Origin of the sequence: Rhizobium sp. BK312, assembly GCF_014193605.1 — a bacterium.
Classification (GTDB): domain Bacteria; phylum Pseudomonadota; class Alphaproteobacteria; order Rhizobiales; family Rhizobiaceae; genus Rhizobium.
Map to the genome: position 1 here is coordinate 688,672 of NZ_JACHZP010000002.1, position 24,287 is coordinate 712,958.

24 protein-coding genes and 1 pseudogene are annotated in these 24,287 nt (G+C 56.8%); 10 read left to right on the forward strand and 15 right to left on the reverse strand.

Annotated features, from left to right (window positions below; genetic code table 11):
• Position 1 precedes the first annotated feature (1 nt).
• The gene (locus FHT85_RS07805) at positions 2 to 1,174 is read right to left on the reverse strand and encodes an ROK family transcriptional regulator (protein ID WP_112412510.1); all 1,173 of its coding nucleotides are present in this window, start codon (positions 1,172 to 1,174) and stop codon (positions 2 to 4) included.
• Positions 1,175 to 1,287: 113 nt separating this feature from the next.
• Positions 1,288 to 1,503, reverse strand: a complete 216-nt coding sequence (locus FHT85_RS07810) for a hypothetical protein (protein ID WP_146746699.1) — start codon at positions 1,501 to 1,503, stop codon at positions 1,288 to 1,290.
• Positions 1,504 to 1,544: 41 nt separating this feature from the next.
• Between FHT85_RS07810 and FHT85_RS07815 the strand changes: the two genes are divergently transcribed.
• Complete coding sequence (locus FHT85_RS07815; RefSeq protein ID WP_112412511.1) at positions 1,545 to 3,302, forward strand: glycogen debranching protein; 1,758 nt, start codon at positions 1,545 to 1,547, stop codon at positions 3,300 to 3,302.
• Positions 3,303 to 3,328: 26 nt separating this feature from the next.
• Here FHT85_RS07815 and FHT85_RS07820 read toward each other — a convergent pair whose 3' ends face one another.
• Complete coding sequence (locus FHT85_RS07820) at positions 3,329 to 3,952, reverse strand: GNAT family N-acetyltransferase (RefSeq protein ID WP_112337746.1); 624 nt, start codon at positions 3,950 to 3,952, stop codon at positions 3,329 to 3,331.
• 236 nt (positions 3,953 to 4,188) lie between these two features.
• Between FHT85_RS07820 and FHT85_RS07825 the strand changes: the two genes are divergently transcribed.
• The 3 genes from FHT85_RS07825 (at position 4,189) to FHT85_RS07835 (ending at position 7,378) form a co-directional block, all read left to right on the forward strand.
• Positions 4,189 to 5,523 (forward strand): extracellular solute-binding protein, encoded by a 1,335-nt coding sequence (locus FHT85_RS07825; RefSeq protein WP_112412512.1) that lies wholly within the window; start codon positions 4,189 to 4,191, stop codon positions 5,521 to 5,523.
• 128 nt (positions 5,524 to 5,651) lie between these two features.
• Entirely contained in the window at positions 5,652 to 6,545 is an 894-nt protein-coding gene (locus FHT85_RS07830) for a carbohydrate ABC transporter permease (protein ID WP_112412513.1), read from the forward strand.
• The gene (locus FHT85_RS07835) at positions 6,545 to 7,378 is read left to right on the forward strand and encodes a carbohydrate ABC transporter permease (protein WP_112412514.1); all 834 of its coding nucleotides are present in this window, start codon (positions 6,545 to 6,547) and stop codon (positions 7,376 to 7,378) included. The genes FHT85_RS07830 and FHT85_RS07835 overlap by 1 nt, the downstream gene beginning before the upstream one ends.
• Positions 7,379 to 7,466: 88 nt before the next feature.
• Here FHT85_RS07835 and FHT85_RS07840 read toward each other — a convergent pair.
• A pseudogene (locus FHT85_RS07840) lies at positions 7,467 to 7,970 on the reverse strand (TIM barrel protein); the annotation flags it as partial.
• 75 nt (positions 7,971 to 8,045) lie between these two features.
• Here FHT85_RS07840 and FHT85_RS07845 point away from each other — a divergent pair.
• The gene (locus FHT85_RS07845; protein ID WP_246779908.1) at positions 8,046 to 8,273 is read left to right on the forward strand and encodes an HAD hydrolase-like protein; all 228 of its coding nucleotides are present in this window, start codon (positions 8,046 to 8,048) and stop codon (positions 8,271 to 8,273) included.
• Between the two features lie 23 nt (positions 8,274 to 8,296).
• Here FHT85_RS07845 and FHT85_RS07850 read toward each other — a convergent pair whose 3' ends face one another.
• A complete protein-coding gene (locus FHT85_RS07850) occupies positions 8,297 to 9,226 on the reverse strand; it encodes a GNAT family N-acetyltransferase (protein ID WP_112337742.1) in 930 nt (309 codons plus the stop codon).
• Positions 9,227 to 9,695: 469 nt separating this feature from the next.
• Between FHT85_RS07850 and FHT85_RS07855 the strand changes: the two genes are divergently transcribed.
• Genes FHT85_RS07855 through FHT85_RS07870 form a run of 4 tightly spaced genes read left to right on the forward strand, consistent with a single transcriptional unit; the run spans position 9,696 to position 14,016 of the window.
• On the forward strand, positions 9,696 to 11,225 hold the full coding sequence (locus FHT85_RS07855; RefSeq protein WP_312861331.1) for a TolC family protein: 1,530 nt from the start codon (positions 9,696 to 9,698) through the stop codon (positions 11,223 to 11,225).
• Between the two features lie 2 nt (positions 11,226 to 11,227).
• Positions 11,228 to 12,364 (forward strand): FtsX-like permease family protein, encoded by a 1,137-nt coding sequence (locus FHT85_RS07860; protein ID WP_112412515.1) that lies wholly within the window; start codon positions 11,228 to 11,230, stop codon positions 12,362 to 12,364.
• A gap of 1 nt (position 12,365) precedes the next feature.
• Positions 12,366 to 13,103, forward strand: a complete 738-nt coding sequence (locus tag FHT85_RS07865; protein ID WP_246779909.1) for an ABC transporter ATP-binding protein — start codon at positions 12,366 to 12,368, stop codon at positions 13,101 to 13,103.
• Positions 13,090 to 14,016, forward strand: coding sequence for an efflux RND transporter periplasmic adaptor subunit (locus FHT85_RS07870; RefSeq protein WP_112412516.1), 927 nt, complete (start codon positions 13,090 to 13,092; stop codon positions 14,014 to 14,016). Before FHT85_RS07865 ends, FHT85_RS07870 begins: the two co-directional genes overlap by 14 nt.
• 170 nt (positions 14,017 to 14,186) lie before the next feature.
• Here FHT85_RS07870 and FHT85_RS07875 read toward each other — a convergent pair whose 3' ends face one another.
• From FHT85_RS07875 to FHT85_RS07910, 8 genes are all read right to left on the reverse strand, one after another.
• The gene (locus tag FHT85_RS07875) at positions 14,187 to 15,515 is read right to left on the reverse strand and encodes an alpha-amylase family protein (RefSeq protein WP_112412517.1); all 1,329 of its coding nucleotides are present in this window, start codon (positions 15,513 to 15,515) and stop codon (positions 14,187 to 14,189) included.
• The gene (locus tag FHT85_RS07880; RefSeq protein WP_112337737.1) at positions 15,496 to 15,969 is read right to left on the reverse strand and encodes a MarR family winged helix-turn-helix transcriptional regulator; all 474 of its coding nucleotides are present in this window, start codon (positions 15,967 to 15,969) and stop codon (positions 15,496 to 15,498) included. The genes FHT85_RS07875 and FHT85_RS07880 overlap by 20 nt, the downstream gene beginning before the upstream one ends.
• Positions 15,970 to 16,217: 248 nt before the next feature.
• Positions 16,218 to 16,628: a VOC family protein gene (locus FHT85_RS07885; protein WP_112412518.1), complete on the reverse strand. Its 411-nt coding sequence runs from the start codon at positions 16,626 to 16,628 to the stop codon at positions 16,218 to 16,220.
• Between the two features lie 150 nt (positions 16,629 to 16,778).
• Positions 16,779 to 17,420 (reverse strand): Crp/Fnr family transcriptional regulator, encoded by a 642-nt coding sequence (locus FHT85_RS07890; RefSeq protein WP_246779910.1) that lies wholly within the window; start codon positions 17,418 to 17,420, stop codon positions 16,779 to 16,781.
• A gap of 102 nt (positions 17,421 to 17,522) precedes the next feature.
• Positions 17,523 to 18,314: an SDR family NAD(P)-dependent oxidoreductase gene (locus tag FHT85_RS07895; RefSeq protein ID WP_112337734.1), complete on the reverse strand. Its 792-nt coding sequence runs from the start codon at positions 18,312 to 18,314 to the stop codon at positions 17,523 to 17,525.
• Between the two features lie 96 nt (positions 18,315 to 18,410).
• Complete coding sequence (locus tag FHT85_RS07900; protein ID WP_112412520.1) at positions 18,411 to 18,737, reverse strand: hypothetical protein; 327 nt, start codon at positions 18,735 to 18,737, stop codon at positions 18,411 to 18,413.
• A 134-nt stretch (positions 18,738 to 18,871) separates the two neighbouring features.
• A complete protein-coding gene (locus FHT85_RS07905) occupies positions 18,872 to 19,672 on the reverse strand; it encodes a DUF4239 domain-containing protein (protein WP_112412521.1) in 801 nt (266 codons plus the stop codon).
• Between the two features lie 149 nt (positions 19,673 to 19,821).
• Entirely contained in the window at positions 19,822 to 21,828 is a 2,007-nt protein-coding gene (locus tag FHT85_RS07910) for an ABC transporter ATP-binding protein/permease (RefSeq protein ID WP_112412618.1), read from the reverse strand.
• 602 nt (positions 21,829 to 22,430) lie between these two features.
• Between FHT85_RS07910 and FHT85_RS30485 the strand changes: the two genes are divergently transcribed.
• A complete protein-coding gene (locus tag FHT85_RS30485; RefSeq protein WP_112399964.1) occupies positions 22,431 to 22,805 on the forward strand; it encodes a hypothetical protein in 375 nt (124 codons plus the stop codon).
• Between the two features lie 188 nt (positions 22,806 to 22,993).
• Here the strand turns inward: FHT85_RS30485 and FHT85_RS07915 are convergent, their stop codons facing one another.
• A complete protein-coding gene (locus FHT85_RS07915) occupies positions 22,994 to 23,155 on the reverse strand; it encodes a DUF1328 domain-containing protein (RefSeq protein ID WP_015343210.1) in 162 nt (53 codons plus the stop codon).
• A 69-nt stretch (positions 23,156 to 23,224) separates the two neighbouring features.
• The gene (locus FHT85_RS07920; RefSeq protein WP_112412523.1) at positions 23,225 to 23,752 is read right to left on the reverse strand and encodes a hypothetical protein; all 528 of its coding nucleotides are present in this window, start codon (positions 23,750 to 23,752) and stop codon (positions 23,225 to 23,227) included.
• Positions 23,753 to 24,287: the final 535 nt, after the last annotated feature.

The window sequence follows — 24,287 nt, forward strand, 5'->3', positions numbered from 1 at the left end:
TTCACGCATCTTGCAAATCAACACCGAACAACTTGTGGTGCATGTGCTCGACGGCAATGCTGATGCCACCGATGAGGGCCGCCCGATTGCCAAACTGACTGATTTCGATGCGCGGGGGGTACGGCGTGCAACGTGGTAGATATCTGCTGATAGCTTCGACAAGTTCGGGCCGCGCGCCGATACTGCCGCCCATGATCACCAATTCGGGGTCGAGAGTTGCGCCGATTGCGGCAATGGCAAGCGCAATCGATCGCGAGGTTTCCTCGATGACCGCGATGGCAGCTGGTTCGCCGGCCACCAGCGCCGAAAAAAGATCCGCTACCGTTGCCTTGCCTTGCCCACCATATCCGCAATAGCGCCGCACCATTGCCGCACTGCCCACGGCGCTTTCCAGCGTTCCAAGTGTAAAGCCGTCTGGATCAAATGGCTCCCCGCCGAGAGGCAGATAGGCTATCTCGCCGGCGCCGCCGCGCGCGCCGCGCATGAGGCGACCATTGGCAATGATGCCCATGCCGATACCGGTTCCGAGTGCCACGAAGGCAAAATTGTCCGACGCGGAGCCGTGCCCTCGCCATCGTTCTCCTTGCGCAGCAAGATTGACGTCATTCTCGATGATAACCGGGGTTGCCATCCTGTCACTCAGGAGCCGGCGCAAGTCGATCGTTTCCACACCCGGGATGTTCGGTGCAACGTTGATATGTCCGGTGACCGGGTCAAGTATGCCTGGCGTCGCCAGCACGATGATGCGCAATTTGGAAAGATCAATACCGGCGCTGTGGGCAAGATCCTCAATAATGGCCTGGAATTGATCGACCAGGTAGGCCCCGCCGCGTGCGTTCGTCGGCACCTTCGTTTCGGCGACGACATTTCCGACGAGATCGCAGATGATGGCGGCGATCTTGGTTCCGCCAAGATCGATGGAGGCGGCAAAGCCCGCGCTCGCATCGAGCTCATAGGTTATTGCCGTTCGCCCCAAACGCCCATCGGTATATCCGGTCGGCTTCAGCCAACCATTGCTCTCCAAACTGCGAACGACGTCAGAAATGGTTTGCTTGGATAAGCCGGTCTGCTTGGCAATATCCGCGCGGGAAATAGGGCCTTTGGCAAGGATGGTCCGAATGACAGAGTTCGTCGAGATTTTTCGCGCGATCGGTGTCTGTGGCGCGTTAGGCATGATGGCGGTCTCGCATTCTACCTCTAATTAGTTCGGGACCTTTTCCTAATTCATCCATGTCGTGCTGCGGCAATGTCAAATTCCAGGGAAAATGAACAAAAAGCAAGTAAATCTCAGTCGGTTGGCTGGGCGAAATCATTTAATTTGTCCATATCATTGACAAATTCGGCGCGTGATTTGTAGACTTCCCCAGTGACTAAGCAAATTGCGGAGGGGTCATGAAAGCAAGGCCAACGGATGAGAGAGCTCGTTTCGCCTATGCCGCGGACTTTATAGCGCTCCATTTCAGCAAGATTGCTTGGTATTGCCGCCTGATTTTCATACGTCATCCCATGTCCGACACCGTGCGGTGAAAGGTGCTTGATTTGCCATGATGACTCCCACGTCCCACGGCGAAATCACAACCAGCCACCCGGTCATTCTGCCGATCATGGCGCCTCGACTGCAGGCGGATGCGCATCCCGACGGCTATCTTGATCTCGCTCTTTGGGGAAGCGGTCGTCTGGGGCGCATACGTTTTTCCAGGCTTACCGGACCTTACATTTATGGTCCGAACAGACTTATTGCCGAAGCGGGTGGCATCTTTGTCGCCCAATCAAGGCCCATCCTTCTGATCCGCAATGCCCACCTGGAGGGCGTTTATCCGGCGCGTCGCTGTGCTTGGTGGCATGAGATTGACAAGGATAGTCCGAAGCCCAAGCTCACCAAACGCAATGATCGCCGTATCGTTGTGACCGGTTGGGGTGCGATGATCATCGAGGTCGATGATGGCGATATCCGTATTGCTGCCGGAGCCTCAAAAGAGGAAGCAGAAGCTGCATTCGGTCTTGCAAACGACGCTATCGTCGCAGAGGCCGCGAGTTATATAGCCCGCTGCGACCTCACGCCGAAGGCCGATCCCGTATTGCGCAGCATGGTGATGCAGGGAGCACACGCCGCACTTTCCAGCATCCGCCTGGATGAGAATGGCACGTTTGCCGGTCTGGCTGCGGGGCAGGCCTACAGTGCGCCTGCTCGCACCTATTATCGCGATGGCTACTGGACGATGCAAATGCTGTTGAAGCTTGCCCCGGAAGCGGTACGTGATGAAATTCGGCTTTTGGCCAAGGGAATCCAGCCTGACGGAGAGGCGCCGAGCGGTGTGATTTTGACCGGACCGGCGCAATCGCGCGCCTGGCAGAACTTCGTTCTCGATGCCACACGAAATCCCGAGAAATATCGCGGGAAGGCTGCTCCAGAGCATCACAATCGTCCCGATGATTGGTGGAGCGATCATTTCGACAGCCCGCTTTTCTTCATCCTCTTTCTCGCCGACTATGTGGAAACGACGGGGGATGTCGTGGAGGCAGTGCGGCACTGGCCGCTTGTGACCGCCATCGTTGAACGATATCTGGCTCTTGCAGGCCCCGGCAGCGTATTGCCGCTGAAGCCGCGAAACGACAGGGATTGGGCGGACAATGTCTACCGGGAGGGCCTCGTCTCCTACAATCTCGGCCTTTTCGTCGGTGCATTGGATGGCGTGGCCAAGCTGGGAGCCGGACATGACCCCGCATTGGCGCAGAAGGCACGCGAGGTAGCGGCCTCTGCTCGTGCCGAAATCGAGGACAGGCTTTTCGTCCCCAGCAGAAATGGTTACGCCGATTTCGTCACTCCTGATGGATTTGTCGAGGATCATCTTGTCCTCGACAGTCTGACGCTCTCCCGTTATGGGGCGATCTCGCAGACACGCGCCTCTGGCCTCCTCAAGGCCATGGAAGAGGTCCTGGAGGCTCGAAACAATACCAGACAGCCCTATGGCGATTGGGGGGTGTTGTGCGCCTATCCGCCGTTCAAGCGGGCAAGTGACGTAAGATCGAAAACCGCTTTCCCCTTTCGCTATCACAATGGATCCGATTGGCCCTATTGGGACGGCGTCTATGCGGAAGAGAGAATACGCCGCGGTCTCGGTGGCGCACGCTATGCCCTCATACGCTGGTGGGAAACCTGCCTGGCAAATGGTTGGGCCGGCGCTGTCGAATATTTCTCGCCACCCTATGGACGCGGTTCCCTGCTGCAGGGGTGGAGCGCGATGCCGGCGGCTGTCGTCCTCAAATATGGCCTGGAAGCGGCAAACGCGGAGAATAGATAATGAAGGAAGGCCGGCAAGATTTCTGTTCAGATTGCCGGCTTGTCCAATTTCATAACGAAAGCAAGGTGCCCGTCATGGCTGAGTTCTTCGAAGCCGAGATGCCTGTAGAAACCCTTGGCACGTTCGTTTGCGGGACTGACGCCAAGATGGACCGCGGGCACGCCGTTGCTCGAAAGCTTATTGAGCATGGTCTTGATCATCAGGCGTCCCCATCCGCCCGATTGCGCTTCGGGCAGAATATTGATGTGGAGATGCGCGGGGTAGGTTTCTTCAAGACCCGGCGTGCCGCTGTGAGGACTAGCTATTCGCTCCAGAACATCGGCGTCTTTTTCCGTGCTGGGTACCAGACCAGCGATCTCGCGGCGAACAACCGGCCACCAATCTCTGCCGAGCGCTTTGTCAAAGCTGGCGGTATCCGGCGTACCGACAATATAGCCGACGACCCGGTCATGGCTAGCAAGAACGAACGCGAATTCCGGAGCGAATTTGAGATAGGGCACCGCCCATACGTAGCCGGGAAGGCGCGGATTGCTGTAAAGCGCACTCGCATCGGCTCCCGCGTCGGCCGTCACCAGACAAATATGGAAGAGGGCGTCAACGTCGTTCTCGGTCGCCGGGCGGATGAAATAATTGTCGATCTTGGGAGGCATCGCACCATCGATTTGCTGGCCGCTGCACGGCGCGAGCTGACATCAGGCAGCGGTAAAATTGGGAAGGTTGAGGCACTGCATCTGCGGGATGAAAGCCCGCTGATCTTTTGAAAAGGATAAGGAAATTCATCAGGTCAGTAAAGGCCTGACGATGCAAGACATTCGGCTCGTCTCAGCAGGACGGGCCGGTTGGAAACGATAGGAACTGCCGAAACGCAGCTAGAGGGAACCAATCAATGTTTAGCGATTTCATCTCCATCAACATGGCATCAATGCTGAAGAAGGCAGGAATTTTGGCGGGCGTCACGTTCGTCGGGCTCGGCATGTCGACGGTCGTCTTTGCCGAGACGCTTACAGTCTGGGACGACCATGACTCGGAGTCGCGGGCTGCCGTGATGACCGAGCTCAACGCCAATTTCCAGAAGGCGCATCCTGAGGTTAAGCTCGACCATACCGTGCGCGACTTCCAGGATCTCAATCTTACGCTAAAGCTTGCGGTTTCATCCGGCGATGGTCCAGTAGTGACCAAAGTTAACCAGGGCGCCGGCGACATGGGCGCGATGGTGAAGGAAAACCTTCTCGTTCCTGTCGATACCTATCTCAAGAAATATGGCTGGGATAAAAACCAGTCCGATAGTCTGCTTGCGCGTGACCGATGGTCGAGCAAGGGCGAGTTCGGTGTCGGGGAGACCTACGGTATCTCGTCGCTCGCCGAAATCGTCGGTCTTTATTACAACGAAAAGGTCTTGAAAGCCGCCGGAGTCGAGCTGCCGATCAAGAACTTCGACGATTTCCTTGCAGCCCTCGATAAGGTCAAGGCTGCAGGTACCCCACCGCTGACGATCGGCACGGCCAAGGGCCATCTAGCGCTCCATATGCTGGCCGGGATCAGCCAGGCGCATATCGATGCGTCCGACCGAAAGGCGCTCGATGACCTGATCTATGGCCGTGGCGGCACCTGGAATACGCCCGGCAATCTGGAATCGGTAAGACTTGCTCAGAAATGGGCAACAAACGGCTATTTCTCCGATGGTTACCAGGGCATCTCGGGTGACGATGCGGTTCAGCTTTTTGTCGCCGGCCAAGGGGCCTTTCTGATTTCTGGAACCTGGTACTTCGGCGATATGCAGAACAATCCGGATATCCATTTCATGCCGATCCCGGCGCCCGCCGGTATCAAGCATCCGCTTTCGGTTGGCGGTGTCGACCTTGCCTGGGCGATCACCAGCCTGGCGAAGAGCGACAAAATGAAGGATCTCGCCGGCGAATACATCAATTACATGGTCTCCAAGGACGCATCCGTGACCTGGGCCCGAGCCGGTTATCTGCCAGCAACTCCCGTTCCGGAAGATGCCGGGGTTAACGCTTCCCCGCTTCTGAAGGAGGGCATCGCGATCTGGAAATCGTTGAACGATGACAATGCACTGGGGCATTATCCCGATTGGGCGAGCCCCACCATGCTCAAGACGTTTGATGAAAATACGCCCTTGCTGCTTGCGAACAAACAAACGCCTGAAGAGCTGATCGGCAAGCTCGATGCGGATTATGCCGCCTACATGAAGAGCAAGTGATTGCCAGACACAGCAATCCTGCCGCTGCTCCATTTGATGAGAAGCAGCGGCGGGAAACTTCGCTACGTCAATCCTGATCACGGCCAGAGAGGCGCCAGTCGGCCCCTGGCATATTCATGAGATGGTGCATGAAACGTTCACCACTTGATGCCAACGTCAGCAGAAATCTCGTTTATATTCTGCCTGGTTCGCTGGTTTATTTTGCTCTCGTACTCGGCCCCATTATCGCAGCAATCGGTATCAGCTTCACCGAGTGGAACGGGATCGGTTCGCCCAATTGGATTGGCTTCGGCAATTATGCAAAATTGCTTTCGGATGAGACTTTCTATGTCGCATTAAAAAACAATGCGCTCTTTATGGTGTTTTACTGTGTCATCCCGATCGTCGTCGGCCTCTTGCTTGCCGCATTGGTCTGGTCGCTCAGGCAGCGAGAGCAGTTCGCGCTGCGCACATTGCTGTTTTTGCCCTATATCATGCCGACCGCCGTTCTCGGCATCATCTGGCACTGGCTCTACAATCCCGCTTTTGGCCCCATCAATCAGGCGTTAAAACTGGCTGGCCTGGGTTCGATCGCTTTACCCTGGCTTGGCGATTTCACCTTTGTCCTACCGGCCGTAGGCATCGTCGCCAGCTGGTATTTCTTCGGTTTCTGCATGGTGCTGTTTCTTTCCGGTATCCAGCGCATCGACCCTTCACTGTTTGAAGCGGCGAGGGTGGACGGTGCTTCAGGAAGCAGGATTTTCTTTTTCATAACGCTGCCGCTCCTGCTGCCGGAAATACGCATCGCGTTGCTTCTCACCATCATTGCTTCCATCAAGAGCTTTGACCTGATCTTTACGATGACCAGGGGCGGCCCAGCCAATGCAACCCTCGTTCCCAATATTTACATGTACGAGCTTGGCTTCCAATTGAACCGCTATGGCTATGCCTCGGCCGTCGCCATCATCGGTGCGATTCTGGTCTTTACAATCAACTATGCCGTTCACCGGCTGGTGCGACCTGTAAATGAAGGGAGTGCATAGTGAGCCGGAATTTTCATGGGGCAGGCGCCATCTTGCCGTCGCGTATCATTCTTTGGGTCTTTGCGGTCCTGACGGTTATCCCCTTCGCGCTTCTGATACTGACGTCTCTGAAGAGCCGTGCCGATCTTATCCAGGGCGCATTCGTATTACCCGCCTATCCGCATTTCGAGAATTATGCGAATGCTTGGATCGAAGGCCATTTTAACGTCTATTTCCTGAATTCGGTTCTGATCGTTTTCCCTGTAGTCATTATCAGTATTATACTCGGGACATTGACGGGATTCAGTTTCGCATTCCTGGGCTTTCCCTTCAGACGCACCATTTTCGTTCTCTTGACTATAGGCATGATGGTTCCGACCGAGGCCTTCATCATTCCGCTCTATTATGAGATGCGCTATATCGGCCTCATCAACACCTATGCAGCGTTGATATTGCCGCAAATTGCCATGTCGTTGCCTTTTGCGACGATGTTTATGGCAAGTGCGATGCAGCAGTTGCCATCGGAGATCATAGAGGCAGCCGTCCTCGATGGAGCATCCAGACGATACATTCTGTCGAAAGTTATCGTGCCTTTGATGCTGCCGTCTATGTCGACGCTGGCGTTGTTCCTTTTTATCTGGACGTGGAACGAATTTCTTATTCCACTTGTTCTGGTCAATGACGACAACTATCGCACCCTGCCGATCGGCATGCTGTTTTTCCAGGGACGTTATACGGTTAATACGCCTGTGCTGACGGCGGGCGCTGTCATCGTTATCGGCCCGCTCATTCTCGCTTACATGCTATTCCAGCGCAAACTCATCACAGGCCTCACGGCTGGAGCGACAAAGTAGATTTCCAGGCAATTTGCCGGGCGACGCGATGCTGGGCTGGTGTCTTTCGATCGTTGAATGACCTTTGATCCACTATTGCGGAAATGGCTCAGCGGGAAAGGTGGGCCAGCTTCACCAGGTCCGCCTTGCGGCTGGCGGTTTCCAGTCCGAGTTCGATGGATTGGCGTGCATGCCTGGCAAGGGCAACATTGTCGTCCCAGAGATTGCGCTAGATTGCCGTCTTCAGCGATAGGTCCTTGTCGACGATGGCGGTCGAGAAGGATTCGAAGGTTACGTAGTCATTCCAGCCGGTTGCGACCAATGCATCGAAAATGGTGGCGAAATCGATATTGCCGGTTCCGAGATAGCCGCGATGACTTTCGCCGATATGGACGTAGCCGATCTTGTCGCTAGCATGGCGGATAGCGAGCCCGACATCGGCCTCCTCGATGTTCATATGGAACGTGTCGAGATGCAGGAAAACGCTGGAGGCGCGGGTATCGCGAATGTGAGCCATGCCCTGGGCGGCCGTGTTCAGCATATTGCTCTCGAACCGGTTGACGATCTCGAGGTTGAGGGTGACGCCGGAAGCCTTTACCTGGTCGGCGACCTTGGTGCGATCGCCAGGATCTACGAGGAGCTTGGCGGTAAGGTGCACTGGATCGGCAAGCCATATCGCGAGATCTACATGCTGGCGATATCCCGTTGGACGAATGCCGAACCCGGCGGGATCGTCTGCATCGGTGACAGTATCGAGCATGACATCAAGGGCGCGGGCGATATGGGTCTGGCCTCCGTGTTAGTGCGCACCGGCATCCTCGCAACCGCCTCGGAGCAGGAGCTGGCCGAACTGACGCGGCGACACCATGCAGTTCCGACCTACCTGTTGCCGTGCTTTTCGGTCGACGCAGTGTGAACGGTGCGTACTTGTCCCTGTCCTCAAAGAAAATGGTTCGAAACTCTTGGGTTGATGCGGCGGATCCTGCGCAAAGTCTGGTAGAGGGTGTTCGACTTCATCACAATGTAGCGCGGAGAAACGGTGCCGCCGAAGCCGGAATAGAGCAGGATGGAACCGGCATTCGCCACACCGTCAAAGTCGAAGACCAGCCCCATCGAAGCGGCATTTTTGATGGCACTCCAGATCAATAGAGGGATCGCGCCGTTGCCGCTGTCGGCCGTGCGGGTCGATAACATGTAGTAATACGATCTGGCATCCCAGACACAAAATATAGCTGCCCTGACATCCCCTTTGTCGTCCACTGCGACGTAGAAATGACCACGTCCGCGGTCAAGTGCCCTGGTGACGACATCTATGCAGGTGACAAAGTCGATATTGGGTTCCTCACCTTTGGCCCTAAGATTGGCGATGGAAAAGCGGAAGAATGCCTGCGGGTCCATGATGTTCGAGACGCCGTAACGCTCCTCTGCCCGACGGATGACATTTCGTGTCTTGTCCCGCATGGCTTTCCACATAACTTCCAGAGGGGCCGGGCCGACTTCGAAGGTGAACTGAGCCGTCACCTCGAAATCCTCGGCCTGAAAAGCAAGCACGTCTCTGACGTTGTGGTGCAGCTTCTGACGGAATGAGGAGAACTGCGGCAGCTTGCGGATGAGCTCACGTGTAATCGCCTGACGCTTCACGAAGCGGTTCGGCTCGCTGCCGGAACCGTCGTTGATGCCCGGGCCGAGAAAGTGGGTGAGGGTCGGCATATTGATGCTGTGCAGACCAAGTCTCGTTTCCTTGAGATAGGGCAGCCGGCCCACTGTCCGCCCGCCTTCGGTCACTTCGGATATCTCGGCTCGTCCCTTCGTCGCAGCATCGAGCCACCAGTGCTCGTGAAATATTGTCGGTATCAAAGGATCCAACACTCCGGGCCTCCTCCAGAAGAAATGTGCAAACTTGCTTCTTTAATGGTTAAGTTGCTGCAACATCCCCAAAGTACCTCTCTTAGCATATTAAAGCGCCATCAGAAATGAAGTAATATTTTCCCCCGGATTAAGAGAAAATCCTGCAATCGATCGCTGTTTATATTGATAGGGCGGGCAGTATATTCAGATAGTTTGCGCTTAAACACAGCAATGATTGATGTCAAAACTCTTCGAGAGCGTCCTTAGAATCTCTCGACCATGTTGCAGCGCTCGACGCTTGCCTCTGTCGCCGCGGCGCCATCATCGGCAATTGTAAGGGTCCGCAGAGTAATTCACGAGTGAAACACTGGCTGCCCGCCATGCGCCGCCGTTCACTCAATCTGTATGCAATCTCCATGAAATCTGCACAGAACGAGGCTATTTCACCGGGCAGTGTTGCCGAGCTTTTCGTTATGCGATCAGCCACAAAGTGCGACTGCAACGGTTACGAAATGGATCGCTTAGTGACGGGATCATGATCGGCAGGTCTTATAGTATTGTGTGCCGACTGCACGGCATGGGTCAAAATGACAGTTCCGATATACCGAAGCGCGAACACCGGTGCCTGCAAATCATCCTGTCGATAATGATGTTGGCATTCGCTCTGCCGGCCTGTCAAACGATGGATCTATCTCCACCCGCAGCGCCTCCGCCCTTGCCTTCTGCCTATGCAGGGGCATCGCTCGGCAGCTCTCAGGCTGGCGCCAAGGACCTGGCATGGTGGGAAGGCTTTCACGACCGGATGTTGTTGTCGCTCGTCTCTCGTGTCGCAAACAGCAACCTCACCGTTGCGCAGGCCCAGCAGAACCTGGCGGCGGCAAGAGCGATGGCGCATTCGGCGCTTTCCGGCTATCGGCCGGAGCTGGGGGCAACCGGGATTGCAAATCCTGCAACCGGACCCCGGGTGAATAATGATTTTACGCGGCGTCCACTGCAATTGAATCTTGAGGCAGGCTGGGAGGTCGCTCTGTTTGGACAAGACAGGCAGGTCCAGAAATCGGCCGATCTGACCGCGCAGATCGCTTATGAGGATCTGGCGGCGGCAAAACTGGCGGTGACAGCAGAAATCGCCGCCAATTACGTTCACCTTCGGGCGCTCCAAAGACGTCGTGCCGACACTGCCGAGATGATCGGTCTGTTGGAGAAGAATTCCAGACTGGCAAACGTCAGGGAGCAGGTAGGTCTGGCGACGGCGTCCGACACGGAACTGCAGAAATCGGTCATCGACACTGCCAGATCGAGGCTCGTTGAGTTGGAAAGCGAGATCGCTACGTCAGTCCAGCAAATCGCGACCCTCGAAGGAACGTCGATGCCGACCGCGGACCTCCTTAAACCTCAGCCGCAGCCAACCGTCCGAGCCAGCCTGCTGGGAGGCCGTCCCGCCGATCTGCTGCGTTTGCGACCCGACGTGCGTCGAGCCGAATTCGCGGTAGCCCAAGCGGGCGCGCAGGTCGGCATTGCGAAAAGCGACCTCTATCCGAAACTACGCCTCTCCGGCACGATAGGGATTGGCGCTCCGATTGGAAGTTCTTTGTTTGGCGCTTCCGGAGGGCCATCGCTGCAAATCCCGCTGTTCGATCTGGGCCGGCGCAAAGACGTCGTCGCGGCGAGCGAAGCCAAATTTCGGGAAGCGGGCCTTGCATACCGGCAGGCCGTTCTCGTTGCCTATGAGGAAGCGTCAAGAGCGCTGCGTGAGTTCAATGCCGCCCGGCAAAAGACGACGCTGCTGCGATCGAGATTGAAGCGAGCGACGATGGTGCGCAACAGCGCTGATAAGCTCGTTCAAGAAGGTCTGGAAGATAAATCGAAGTCCATCAGAGGCGCGCTCGATATATTGGAACTGCGGGCTTCACTGACAGACAGTATCGAAGACGAAGCTCGCGCCCTCATCGCTTTCTACAAGGCAACAGGTACCGCGCAGCAGGCTTCCTCATCTCCTATGCCGGAAAGGCGGATGTAGTCATGCCAGTTCCGATCGCGCGCAAAACCCTTACCTATGAATGGCGGCGCTTTTTGCCGGCCGTCGCAGCCGTTGCCTTTTCCGGGCTTCTCATGACGGCCCAGGGAGCGTTGCTGCTTGGGATTGTGAGTGCGAATTCGCTTTATGTATCGCAATCGACCGCCGATTACTGGGCCGGCTATCCCGGCACGCAAAGCGTCGAACTTGGGCGAACGGTGAAAGCGCGCGTGTTGACGAACCTCTATTCCGAGCCTCTTGTATCCCATATCGAGCCGTTGCTGCTCGGATCCGGCGACTGGCGCGCCGTCGGAGGCAATGGTGGCGTCAGCGTCACAATCATAGGCATCGATACCGAGACCGGCAGTGCCGGGCTGGCTAAGGTCGTTCCGGCAGGACTGCGCAGCCAGCTGCGCGAGCCCGGCGCCGTGGTCGTTGACGCATCCGACGGCGACAAGCTCTCCGCCAAACCCGGAGATCTGGCAGAGGTCAACGGTCATGCCGTACGCGTGGTCGGCCTCATTGACGGGCTTCGCGGTCTGGGTGGCGTGAATGTCGTCGGTTCGCTCGATACCGCACGCGTGCTTGATCAGACGCTACCTACCGATGGTGCCGCTACCTATTTTCTGTTCGATATCAAAACTGGCGATAAGTCCGCGGGCGTGATCAGGCGTCTTAATCAACGAGCCTCTGCCGACCGGTTCGAGATCTGGCCTTCCGACAGACTTGCGAGCATGTCGACCAGCTATATGCTGTTCGATTCCGGTGCCGGTATTGCGTTCATCTTTGCGACGTTGATAGCCGCAACCATTGGAGCGCTCATAACCAGCCAGACCCTCATGGCGGCAGTCGCAGGCGCGCTTCCGCAATATGCCACGCTTCGCGCGCTCGGCGTGCCCTTTGGCGAGTTGAGAACCATTGTTGCCGAGCAGGCCGCCTGGGTGGGTGTTTCCGGCCTGATCATCAGCGGCGTATTAAGCCTTCTCATCGCCCTCATTGCGCAGGTCTACAAGGTTCCTTTCGTGCTTGACGGCATCGTGATCCTTCTCGCCTCGCTCGTTGTTCTCGTCGTGGCGGTACTTGCCTGTCTTCTTTCGATTCATCGCCTGCGTCAGGCAGACCCGGCTTCCTTATTGAGATGATATGATGCGATCTGCTATCACTGCTCTCAATCTCCACAAGTCCTTCACCGTCCAGGGCGTTCGTACAAACGCGCTCGTCGATATTTCCGTCGAGATGTATCGCGGTGAATTCGCTGTCCTCAGCGGCCCTTCCGGCTGCGGCAAGAGCACGCTTCTGGCGACGCTCGGTGGTATGACCAAACCCGACAGCGGGCAGCTTCGCGCCGGCGAAACCGATCTCTCCTCCTCGACGGACGCGCAGAGAGATGCGTTTCGCCTGAGAAGCTGCGGTTTTATCTTTCAGGGCTTCAATCTGTTTCCGGCACTTTCCGCGCTCGAGCAGGTTCAGGTCCCGCTGGATTACCTCAAGGTTCCGGAAGCCGAGGCACGAGCCCGGGCGCTTGCGGCGCTGGAGCGTGTCGGCCTGCTGCACCGCCAGCATTTACGGCCTTCGCATCTGTCCGGCGGTGAGAAGCAGCGCGTTGCCATTGCGAGAGCCATCGTCAAAGAGCCCGCGATCCTGTTTGCAGACGAGCCGACGAGTGCGCTCGACAGCACCAATGGGTCGAGGATCGTCGAGATCCTGCGTGATACGGCCAGACAGTTGGGAACGGCGGTTCTGTGCGTCTCGCACGATAGCCGTCTGTTTTCGAAAGCAGATCGCCTCCTCAGGATGGAGGACGGGCGCCTGTTGCCTGAGGAACGGCCCGCCTCCGGGCGAAACACCGATACACGAGAGTACTGGCATGGATCAAACTAAACGCTCACGCCGTTTTTGGGCGGCCGGCCTATTGGGTTCGTCCCTGACATTGGGCATTTTATGGACTGCCGTCGGCGTCCCGAAGGCGGACGAAAGCTCGGATGCCGCCGAACGCATTGCGCCAGCAATCACCGCCGCTGCGCGCGGAACAGTCGATGTCGAGGGAGGCCTTTATCGAATAACGGCCGTGCGCGACGGGATCGTTGCCGACGTGCCGGCAAGTGAAGGGGCTTATGTGCGCAAGGGTGATGTCCTTGCCCTTCTCGACAGAAGGCAGGAGGAAGCTGCGGTTCGTATCGCCGAACGGGAGATTTCCCAAGCCGAAGATCATCATAAACTCCTCGAAATCAAGGAAAGGAACCTTTCGAAGACCTATGAAAGAATGCGCCGCGCCGCTGCCGGCAAAGCCGTTTCCGATCAGGCACTCGAAGATGCGCGCAACGCCTATGAGACGCAGGCTATCGAGACCAACTCCGCTGCGACGGCTCTGAATATCGCGCGGGAACGTCTCGAAATGGCCAAACGGGAGGTGAGTCTGCGCGAGATCAAGGCGCCGGCCGACGGCGTCGTCATACGGCAGGCGATAAAGGCCGGCGAAGCCGTTTCGTCACAGGCGATGAGTGAGATGTTCGTCCTCTTGCCGGATGGCCCGAAAATCGTGCGCGCAGACATTCCGGAAGAATATCTCAACCTTGTCGGTCCTGGCATGACTGTCGAAATCATTCCCGAAGGGCGCTCCACACAAACCGTTTCAGGCCGTGTCGGCCGAGTTTCCAAAGTATTGACACACGCGAAATCGACGGAAAATCCCGGAGAACGCAGCGATATACGTACGGCAAACTGCATCATCACCGTTCCACGCGATGCCCCTTTGGCGATTGGACAGCGCGTCGTTATCCGAGTTCTGAAATGATGCTTCAGTGCCGGAAGAGAGCTCCAGCGCTCTGCGAGAAGTTACTTGAAAGGGAATGCCCGAGCAATGGAGTGATCAATGTCAAGGCAATGATCAGCCGGTGGATGAGATGCGAAAGCCACTTCTCCCAATTCGGCGAAAGGGTCGGAACCTGCTCTTTCACGATATGATTATTGTTTCTCCGTCGAAAGCACGGCCCAGCCGTATCCGGGCAACCGGATCGAAGTCGATCGATCCAGCTCAATCGTTATTGCTGCAGCGGTTCCAGCAAGCAGGTTTTTGGCACCCGGCGCAGGGAGAATGGCGTCGCCATCACGGAGATTAAGGGCGACGAGGATCGTCTGGTTGTTTGCCTCCATGGCCCAGACGGCCTGCCGAGCGGTGAGGTGAATTTTTCGGCTTTTGGCTCTGAAGAGCCAGGGATGACGGCGACGAACCCCAATAAGCTGCTGATGAAGCCGGTAAATCGGCCAGCCAAACGGAGCGAGCTCCTCGGGCCTTGCGGGAAAGGCAGGCCGGATTGCATCGTCGCCGCCGACCCGGTTTTCCTTGATGCCTCGGAAAGCTTGCTCGTCACCGGCATAGATGGCCGGCGTGCCGCCGACTGTCATAAGAATGGCAAGAGCGTGAGCGATGTGCCGTTCATCAGTCAACCGGCTCGCCAGCCGCGTGACATCATGATTGCCGACAAAGGTGAGTGGTACGAAATGCTCCAGGAACCCATTGTGCCGTTCCAGCGCCCACTGAAGTTCGAACAGGTTGCAGTCATTGATCGCGCTCCAGATCGCCTTCCACAATTCGTACTGCGTCACTGCGTCGACGCCGGTCGCCGTTACAAAGCCATTGTAGTCGCCGTGGATGACCTCGCCGAATATGTAAGCGTGGGGATGGCGCTGGCGGACATCCGTCAACACCGTTTTCCAGAATGGGCGAGATACTGCATAGGCTGCGTCAAGCCGCCACCCTGAAGCGCCACGGTCCAGCCAGTGGTTCATGACATTCGTCACATAGTCGGTAACATCCGAAGAATCATGGTCCAACGCCACCAGTGCATGATGTCCCTCGAACGTCGCATAGGCGGGGCCGCCCGTGTCGTCCTTGCCGCCGAGCAAGCGGAACCAGCTCGCCTCCTGAGAGGCCGTTCCATTCTCAATGGCGGCACGGAAAAGCGGAAAATCCCTTCCGACATGGTTAAAGACGCCATCAAGGATGACTTTCAATCCACGTCGTCGCGCCTCCATGATGAGCTGGTCGAAATCGCAATCGTCACCAAGGCGGGGATCGATGCGAAAATGATCGATCGTGTCGTAGCCGTGTGTCGATGAGGTAAAAATCGGCCCCAACAGCAGACCCGATGCCCCCAGCGCGACGGCATAGTCGAGCCAATCGACGATATGGTTCAGGCGATGACGAATGCCCGCATGGGCCCTCTGCTCGGCGCCGACGAAACCGAGGGGATAAACGTGCCAGAAGATGGCGTTATCGATCCAATGCGCCATGAGCATCGATCTCCAATCTGCCTTGATCATCAAAGGCGAGCTTGAGCATAATGTCGGTTGCCGCGATCAACGTCGTGCGCTCGCTTTCTGAAAGCACGCGCAACATCGCCTCGCGCAACCACGCCTGTCGCGCGCGCAGATCATTTGCGAGCACCGTCTTGCCCTTCTCTGTCAGAGCGATGATCAACGCTCGCTGGTCAGCCGGATCTCGCCGGCGTTCGATCAGTCCATCGCCTTCAAGACCGGCTACGATCCGTGTCAGAGATTGAGGCTGAAGGCGTTCCTCGGTCGCCAGTTGCACAGCGGGCATCGGTCCGAGGCGACCGAGCGTTCCCAGAAGACTGATGGCAGCGAGCGTCGGCGCGCCTTGCGGGCGCTCGCCGCGCAGCCGCCGTCCGAGCGCCAGGACGGCGCGCAGGAGAGAGAGGGCTTCTTGATCGACTTTATTTATCATATACTACGCATAGCGTATTAATTGAAGGAAGGCGAGCATTCATCGCCATTCCCCACCGCGGATATAAGTCGTACGCCGGTATCTGAACCGCGTGGTCGGCTTCGACGGCACGTCCTTTCCAGGTCTCGCCCGGTTTTTCAGATATTTGGAACGCAATCGCTGAAGGACAGCATTGCGCCCCAATTTGGCTCTCGTCATTCAAACGGTACGCTCGGAGCCCCACGCTTTACCGCGCGACCTGACGAGCTTCAGTTACCGGCGGACATTGCGCTCGGATCCATCCATACGGCTTCCCAGACGTGACCGTCCGGATCGGCGAGATTGCGATTATACAGAAAGCCGAGGTCCTGTTTTGGATTGATGTCCGCTTGCCCGCCATGTGCCGCGGCGGCATCATTCATCTGGTCGACGGCCTTACGGCTCTCGCAGGATATAGCCAGCATCACTTCGCTTGAGGTTGCCGGCGGGATCGGGCGGCTGGTGAAACCGCGCCACTTTTCGTGAGTGAGGAGCATGACGTTGATCGTCTCGCTCACCACCATGCAGGCCGAGCTATCGTCACTGAACTGGGCGTTATTGGCAAATCCCAGAGCCTCGTAGAAGGCCTTGGCCCGAGCCAGGTCGGTCACCGGCAGGTTCACGAAAATCATCTTGGTCATTTTTGGTTTCCTTTCTTCACGGCAGGACAGGGCCGCACCCGCGGTCGATATCCGATGGTTGATGCCGCCGTGACCGTTACGGTGGTTGCTTGCCCGGCAGAAATGCCGCAATCCGACCGTGAAAGAATTGATGTTTGGTAAGAAATCGCGTCAGCCTCTGTCTGGCCTTGTGATAGCGATTGTCTTTCGCAGCCGGCTGAGGCTTTCCGGAGTGATGCCCAACCAGGCGGCGATGTGATGCTGCTTCAAACGCTTATGCAGTTCCGGCTCCTTGCGGATAAAATCGATATAGCGCTGCATCGCGTCGTCATGCCTGAACGCAATCTCCCCCGGTTCTTTGTCGATAATCCAATGGCGCTCCATGTACCGGATATAAAAGGCGGCAATGTCGGCAAAGTCGCTGACGAGCAACCTAAAAGCCGCAAAGTCATATTCGAGGACGGTGGTGTTCTCGATCGCCGTAATCGCGAAAGGGCTGGCCTCACCGAGCAGGGTCGCGCTGACCGAAGAGGCAATGCGGTTCTCAGGAAAGAAGCATTTAATAATCATGTTGCCGTCGCGGCCGACGTAGCGCTGACATAGCAGGCCTTTAACGACGAAGGCATAGGTCGTCGGTACGTCGCCCGCCCGAATGAAGGGCTCCTCCTTACGATACTGTCTCGGCCGCAGGAGTGATGACCAGGCGAGTTCGGCTTTTTCTGACAGAGGGGTGTAGGTCCGGATTTTGGTGAAGAATGCGTCTGTGTTCATGAGCTCAATCCGCGAGTCGGCGATGATTTTGATCTGGCCCATCTCATCGCCGTGGGAAAAGAGTAATCTGGTGGCGTCTGGCGACATTTATAGGTTGCGCTTGGCGCATCTTGCCGCCGGAGTTCGTTCGTTTGGTCGCGATGGTCAGAACGCGCTCTTTACCACTCCGCCATCGACCCGAAGCGCTGCACCATTGGTAGCCGAAGACAGGGGGCTTGCGACATAGGCGACCATGGTCGCGATTTCCTCAGGCTGCGTGAAGCGTTTGATCAGGGAAGTTGGCCGGATTTTCTCGAAGAATTCGGTCTCGAATTGCGCGAAAGTCTTTCCTTCCGAGCCGGGCAGCGCGGCGACGAAATCGACGACGCCGCGCGATTTCGTTGGACCTGGCAAGACGCTGTTGACCGTGATTCCGGTGCCCGCAACGGATTCCGCAATACCGCGCGCCACTGCAATCTGGGCCGTCTTGGTCACGCCGTAATGTACCATCTCGGCCGGAATATGCACGCCGCTTTCGCTCGAAATGAAGATGATACGACCCCAGTTACGCTGGCGCATCGAGGGCAGATAAAGGCGGGCGAGACGAACGCCGGAAATCACGTTGACATCGAAGAACCGACGCCAGTCAGCGTCCGGGATCTCTTCGAACGGCTTGGGTTCGAATATCCCAAGGTTGTTGACGAGGATCTCGACATTCGGAAAGCGCCTTACGATTTCATCTGCGGCCTGCTCAGTTGCGAGATCGCCGGCAAATCCCTCCACGCGGCCGCTTCCAATCGCAGCAAGTTCGGCAACCGCACGATCGACCGCTTCTTGGGTCCGCCCATTGACAATAACGTGGGCACCCTCGCGCAAGAGAGTTGCCGCGATTGCGTGACCGATGCCGGCGGTGCTGCCGGTGACCAGAGCTAATTTGCCGTCGAGTTCGAGATTCATGATGCTTCTCCAATGAAAACGTCAGGGGTGGAATGTGTAGAACGCCTGAGCGCGCCGGGCGTTAAACCGTGGCTGCCACAAGGGCATTCAGGACTTTCAGGCAAATACTGCGATACAGACCGACAGCCAGAGCAAGGCAATTCCAAGCGCCAGCGCTCGCCGCGCGCCAACCACCTTTTCTTCATCCTCGCGCGCCACTGGCGTTGTTACGATCCAGGGAACGGAACCCAGCGCCGCAAAGCCTATGAGTGCCAGGGCCACCACAAAATAATCCGGGACATGCCAGCGCCCTTGCTCATAAACGCCCCAGTAGCCAAGGAACGCCATCCCAACTGCGAACATGGTTGCCGATGCCGAGCAAAGCCCGGTAACCGAGCCTGCCGGCGCGCGCATCCTGCTTTCTTCCGGTGTTGATCCGTTCATGATAAGCCCACGACAGCAAACAGCTCCTTCCATCATGTCAGCAAATGAGCAGAAGGTGAAGCGACTGCGGGTGTTGCTCCAGGGAAGGTCATCGCAGGAGCGCTACGATCCACATATATGCAAGACTGCGATTTTTAGTTGCGCTGCATGTCGGTCAGCGCGTGTCGCATCGATGTGCTCGAAATACCGAAAAAGCCGCCATAGGGAAGGTCGAGATCCAGGATTACGAACATGACGCTTGCGACCGAGATGATGGCCACAAGGACAATCGCGCCGGCGAGTGGGTTTTTGGGAGCCTGAAGCCCGAAACTCAAAAATACCAGCATAAGCCAGAAGATGAGAACGCCAAGAAATGGCGCGGAAAGCGAGCCATGTGCATCTTCGATGACGGTCCATCGCGCGGCCATGACATTGCTGAAAAGCTGGCTGCAGCGGGTCGCAAGGGCCTGATGCAAGGGGTCGGCGGGCTGCAGGCGATCAATGTTAAGCCCGACATTATTCAACATCGATCCAAGGGCCGGCGCCTCGCCGGTCAAAGGCAAGTCCGAGATGTCGGGATATTTCTCGCCCTGCGGAGGCGCTTCATCGGGCCAGGTGCTGGCAATGACGGCAGCGGTATAGCTGCGCAATAGCTGCCTCTCATTGTCGAGGGTCGAGCCGTAATTTTTCAGGCAACCGTCCATCTCGGCGAGACCCGCGGCATAACGATTGCGATCGTGGGAGGCGGCGGTGAAGGCATTGAGTTCCGATGCCAGCAACAAACTCATGACAAGGGCTGCAAAAGTCACGAGCAGTGCGGTTACCACCCGAAGAAAGTCCATTGTCTCGTTGCCGCGATGCGGCGCAGGCAATTTGGTGCGCAATATCGAGCCGACGAAAGCGCCCAGGACTAGAAGAACAAGCAAGACCAGCGACCAGATCGCTTCTCGTTGCATCGAACATGCTCCAACTGCATCTAATCGTTGAGTATGTCACGTTCCAGCATAAGGGAATACATCTCAATGTCGAATGGCGCAGACGTGGTGCATTTGCTTTTGCTTTACTTTGCGCGTGTTCGAAGCGTGCGCGGCAATCGCACTAACCGCTATCGGCGCGGGGATCTTGCGCCCTGATCCGAGGTCGAATTATCTTTGAATATGGGTCTTCGATCGTCCAAGAGGCGCAAAATCAGGTTCCCTTTTCTGTGGCGGTGAGTGAGTTCGATGTCGCTGACCAGCCTTGCGCCACCTTGGCGGCGCTCCAGGGTAATCTTGCGGCTGTGGAAGGCTTCCAGCTCAGCCCTGTGCGCGACGCTGATAATGGTGACCTTCGGCAATTCGCGAATGATCATCCCCATCATCTTATCCTGGCTCTTCTCATCAAGGGCTGAGGTTGCCTCGTCCAGCACGATGATATCGGGATCGTGCAGCAGAAGACGCGCAAAGGCGAGCCTCTGCTTTTCGCCGCCTGACAACGTCTGATCCCAGGGTGCGTCCTCCTCGATCTTTTCGTTGAGATAGTCGAGACCAACCTTTTCAAGGGCGGCCTTGATCTCGTCCGGCGTCCAGTCGTCGGCCGCGCGGGGATAGGCGACGGCGCGGCGAAGTGTGCCCGATGGGATGTAAGGCCGCTGCGGCAACATGAACAACCGGCTATCGGGGTGGACGTTGACGCCGCCATGACCCCAAGGCCACAGACCGGAAATTGCCCGTATCAGCGTGCTTTTGCCCGAACCGGATTCGCCGGCGACCAAGACGCGTTCCCCCGGATCGATTTCCACCTCCGTTTCCTTGACTACGGACGTGCCGTCGTCGAGCGTCACGGAGAGATCGTTGAGCGACAACATCGTCTCGTCTTCGGTTTCTCCATGCTTGATCCGTCCGAGCGTATCGTTCTTTTCGGCGCGCTCGAGCCCATCAAGCGAGGTCATAAGCGAAGCGACACGATGCGCCGAGGCATTCCAGTCGGCAAGGCGCGGATAATTGTCGACCAGCCATCCGAATGCGCTCTGAACGATGGCGAAGGCAGAGGCAGCCTGCATGACTTGACCGAGCGTCATGCTGCCTTCCAGAAATTTCGGCGCACAAAGCAGGACCGGCACGACAGGCGCAATCAACATGGAGACCTGCGACACGAGGGTCGTGCGCATATATTGATGGGCAAGCAGCGCCCACTGTTTCAACACGTTTCCGAATGTCCGCTCGAGGTCGTTGCGCTCTTCCTCTTCACCGCCGAGCAATGCGATGCTCTCACCGTTTTCGCGGACATGCGTCAGCGTGTAGCGAAACTCCGCTTCCACCTGGTTTTTGACCTCGGAAACCCGCACGAAATGGCGGCCGATGACCGCCATCGAGGTAGACGTGATCACGGCGTAGAGGACCGCCGTGACGACGAGGAAGCCGGGAATCGTAATGATTGAACCGGCGATCTCGAAAGTCAGGGCGCCGCCGATCGTCCAGAGGACCACGATGAAGGTCGAGGCCGAGAGGAATGCTGAAATGACGCCAGCGATGAAATCGACCGGGGATTCCGTGGCGATCCGCAAATCCTCCGAGAGACGGGCCTCGGGGTTCTTGTGATCGTCGCCGCCGATCAGATTCAGTTGATAATAGCGGCCGTTGGCGAGCCACCGGGCGATCAAAGCGGTTGTGAGCCAGAAGCGCCAGCGTCTTTGCATCATCATACGAACATAGACTTGTATGGTGACGAGGGCGACGCTGCCGAGCACGAGCGGGGGAAACACCGCGCTCAGGACGTAGACGGCATGAGCGTTGCGTTGCTCGATCGCGTCAAAAATCGCCCGGTTCCAGATATTGATCCCATACTGGAAACAGACATTCAGGCCGATTAGGGCAAGGAGGCCAATCGAGCATGGCCAGGCAAAACGGTCTCCACGACGGCTCCAATAACCGCGGGCGCTGATCCAGAAACGGCTGAGCAAATATCGTTTGCGTGCCTGCTCTGTTTGCTCGGGGGTCAAATCCGGGTCAGGTTCTACTAAATCGGGTGGCTGCTCGGCCTCGACAGTCGAACTCTTCCCCCGATGCAACCTTTCGGCATCAGCCGGCTTGGCATCATCGACCGATTTCGGACTGGATTTTGCGTCGGTCATAAGCACGACAACGGCCCAAAATTCAAAAAGTTTCACCCTTGATCATGAGCATGCATGCAGTGGCTTGGAGGACAGGCCGCGCGGAAGCAGCGCGAGGGTTAAAAGACTTGAGGGAACCGTCGACCGCAAAGGGCGTTTCAACAAGAGGAGGAATTTACCATGTGCCCGCAAATGCCGATTACGGCCTCAGACTTTGCACCTGCGTTTGGACTCCCGAACCCCATACAATATTTCCCCGAGCCATCGCCTCGCCTTCCGGCTTCGGAGAGCGAAAAGGAGGCTTACGAGAAGGGGGTGAAGGATGGAAAATGCGACGCCGAAAATAAAAAGAACCCCTATTCCGAGGATAGCGAACAGGCGAAAGCTTACGAGCATGGCTACCTTGATGGGCAGAAGATCAGGTTCGCAGAGTAGATATATAGCGACGGAAAACAGCGCACTCGCGATCGTCCGTGCTGTTGAAGCGAAAGGCTTTCCCGAACTTAGTCGCGTTGATGCCAGTCACGGAAACTGCTTGGCATAGCTTCATGGAACTCTATGTTTCGACCGACGTTTGCTGATCGCGATCTCTTCGATCCTGGAGATCTTTACAGGAGGCTAGCGTGTTTAAATTTCCTGTTTTATTCAGCATTATCCTCTTTCCAACCGCTGTTCTTGCCCAGTCCCCTGATCTGGAAGGAACATGCAAGACCGTCGCCAAGAATTTCTTTTTATCGGACGGGCTTGCGATTGGAACGGTGCAGTCCTTTCCGGAGCTCAAGCCGCCTGGCGTTCGTATGACCTATTCCACCCGGCCCGGCACTGCGGCAGCCGAGATGAGCGACACTTTCGAATGCGAGTTCGAAAAGGCGGACAAGCCTCACAACCTCGTCAAATTTTGCGTCTCCAGTACATGCTATGTGCCCAATGACGGGGATGCGGATCGCAAGCGACATTTTGAGGAGATGCGAATTCTTCTGCAGCGATCTGAGAAATAGGGGTGCTAAAGGGCTGAGGCCGCTCTTACCAATGAACCTCTACCGAGTTCTCGCCGCAGCTATGAAATGTGACGGGAAGGGGCCGTCCCGGAGAATATTTGTCGTAATCAATTAAGGGAAGGGCGCCGGCCAGCCCACCGTCATGGTTGATCGGGTGGACTGGCATTCGGGTCATGGTCTCATCGCCTTCAGCGTCTCATCACATTCATGACGAGCGAAACGACGAAGAAGATAAGAAAGATAAAGAACAGGACCTGTGCGATAGACGCAGAGGCGCCTGCTATACCGCCGAAGCCGAGGGCTCCTGCAATCAAGGCTACGACGAGAAATACCAGTGCATAATAAAGCATTTCGCTCTCCATTGGTTGCTGGATGGAGAACGGAGCAAAGTGCACTTTGTTCCTTGAATGGGGCTGGCGTTACGCCGTGGTTACGGCTTGTTTCAACCAAACTTGCTTTCCGCCGGCGTCCGGCGGCGGCGGTTCGGCGGCATCCAGATACATCTTTACCGGAGCCGTGAGCACAAACCACAGGCTGGCGCCAAGCAGGAAGGTGCCTGCCGCCTCGTCGCCGGCGTAGAAACAGAAGGGGAAAATGACGGCGGTAAGCAAAACTGTTAGTCGGGTCGCCCATTCGCTCTCACGCTTACGCGTGGCTGTAGCTGCCAGTGCCTGATAAGATCGTATATCGTAATTGCGCCCCATTCGACCAGGCATCAAAAATCGCAGTGACGGAACGGAAAGCATGAAGAGCGTGCCGATGGCGAAAGCGTAGATCGGGCCATTCAGCAACAGGCTGCTTGCCGCCATAAGGGCAAGAACAATGATAAGGCTCCATGACGGGCTGAGCGTCTGCGGAGAAAGACCGGTTTGTTTGTGCCACAGCCGCATGGCTGCCGATCCGCCGCGAAGCAGCGGAAGATCGATGTAGCGATTGAGGAATTCCATGGTGTGCCCTTCCAATGTCGGCGCAGCTAACCATCAGAAGAATCCGGCACCAGCATGGCAAGACTGAAAATCCGCCGATACGGTTGCGGTTACCCAGCGTTTTCCCATGTGCGGACGGAGGAACGGCCGTTATCGTCGTAGCGGAAACGCGAATAGCCTTTAGTTCCCATGCGATGTGGAATCGAATAATGTCTCTTCTCATCGCGAATGGTCAGAGAGTATTGAGAATGTCTATGCAGCCGATCTACTACAGGCTCAAAAGGGCAATAGCCCTAGGCATTCTGATTATTTTTCCGGCTGTTTTCTGTGCGTCCTGCTCGACGGGAAATAGAACTGGCGGTCAATCGGGTTCCGTAGCGGCAAGCAAATCGACAGATCCTGCCGCCGCCAAAAAAGCCGCGGAGCGTCGGCGATGGGCAGAGAGAGTCCAACGAGATAATGAGCTTGCTCCAGGCGGCTCGACACCGGGCTACTACGGCTCTTTCGGTCCTCGTTTCACTTGGTGAGCGGTAGAAGGGCGGTCTTCAGAACTTCG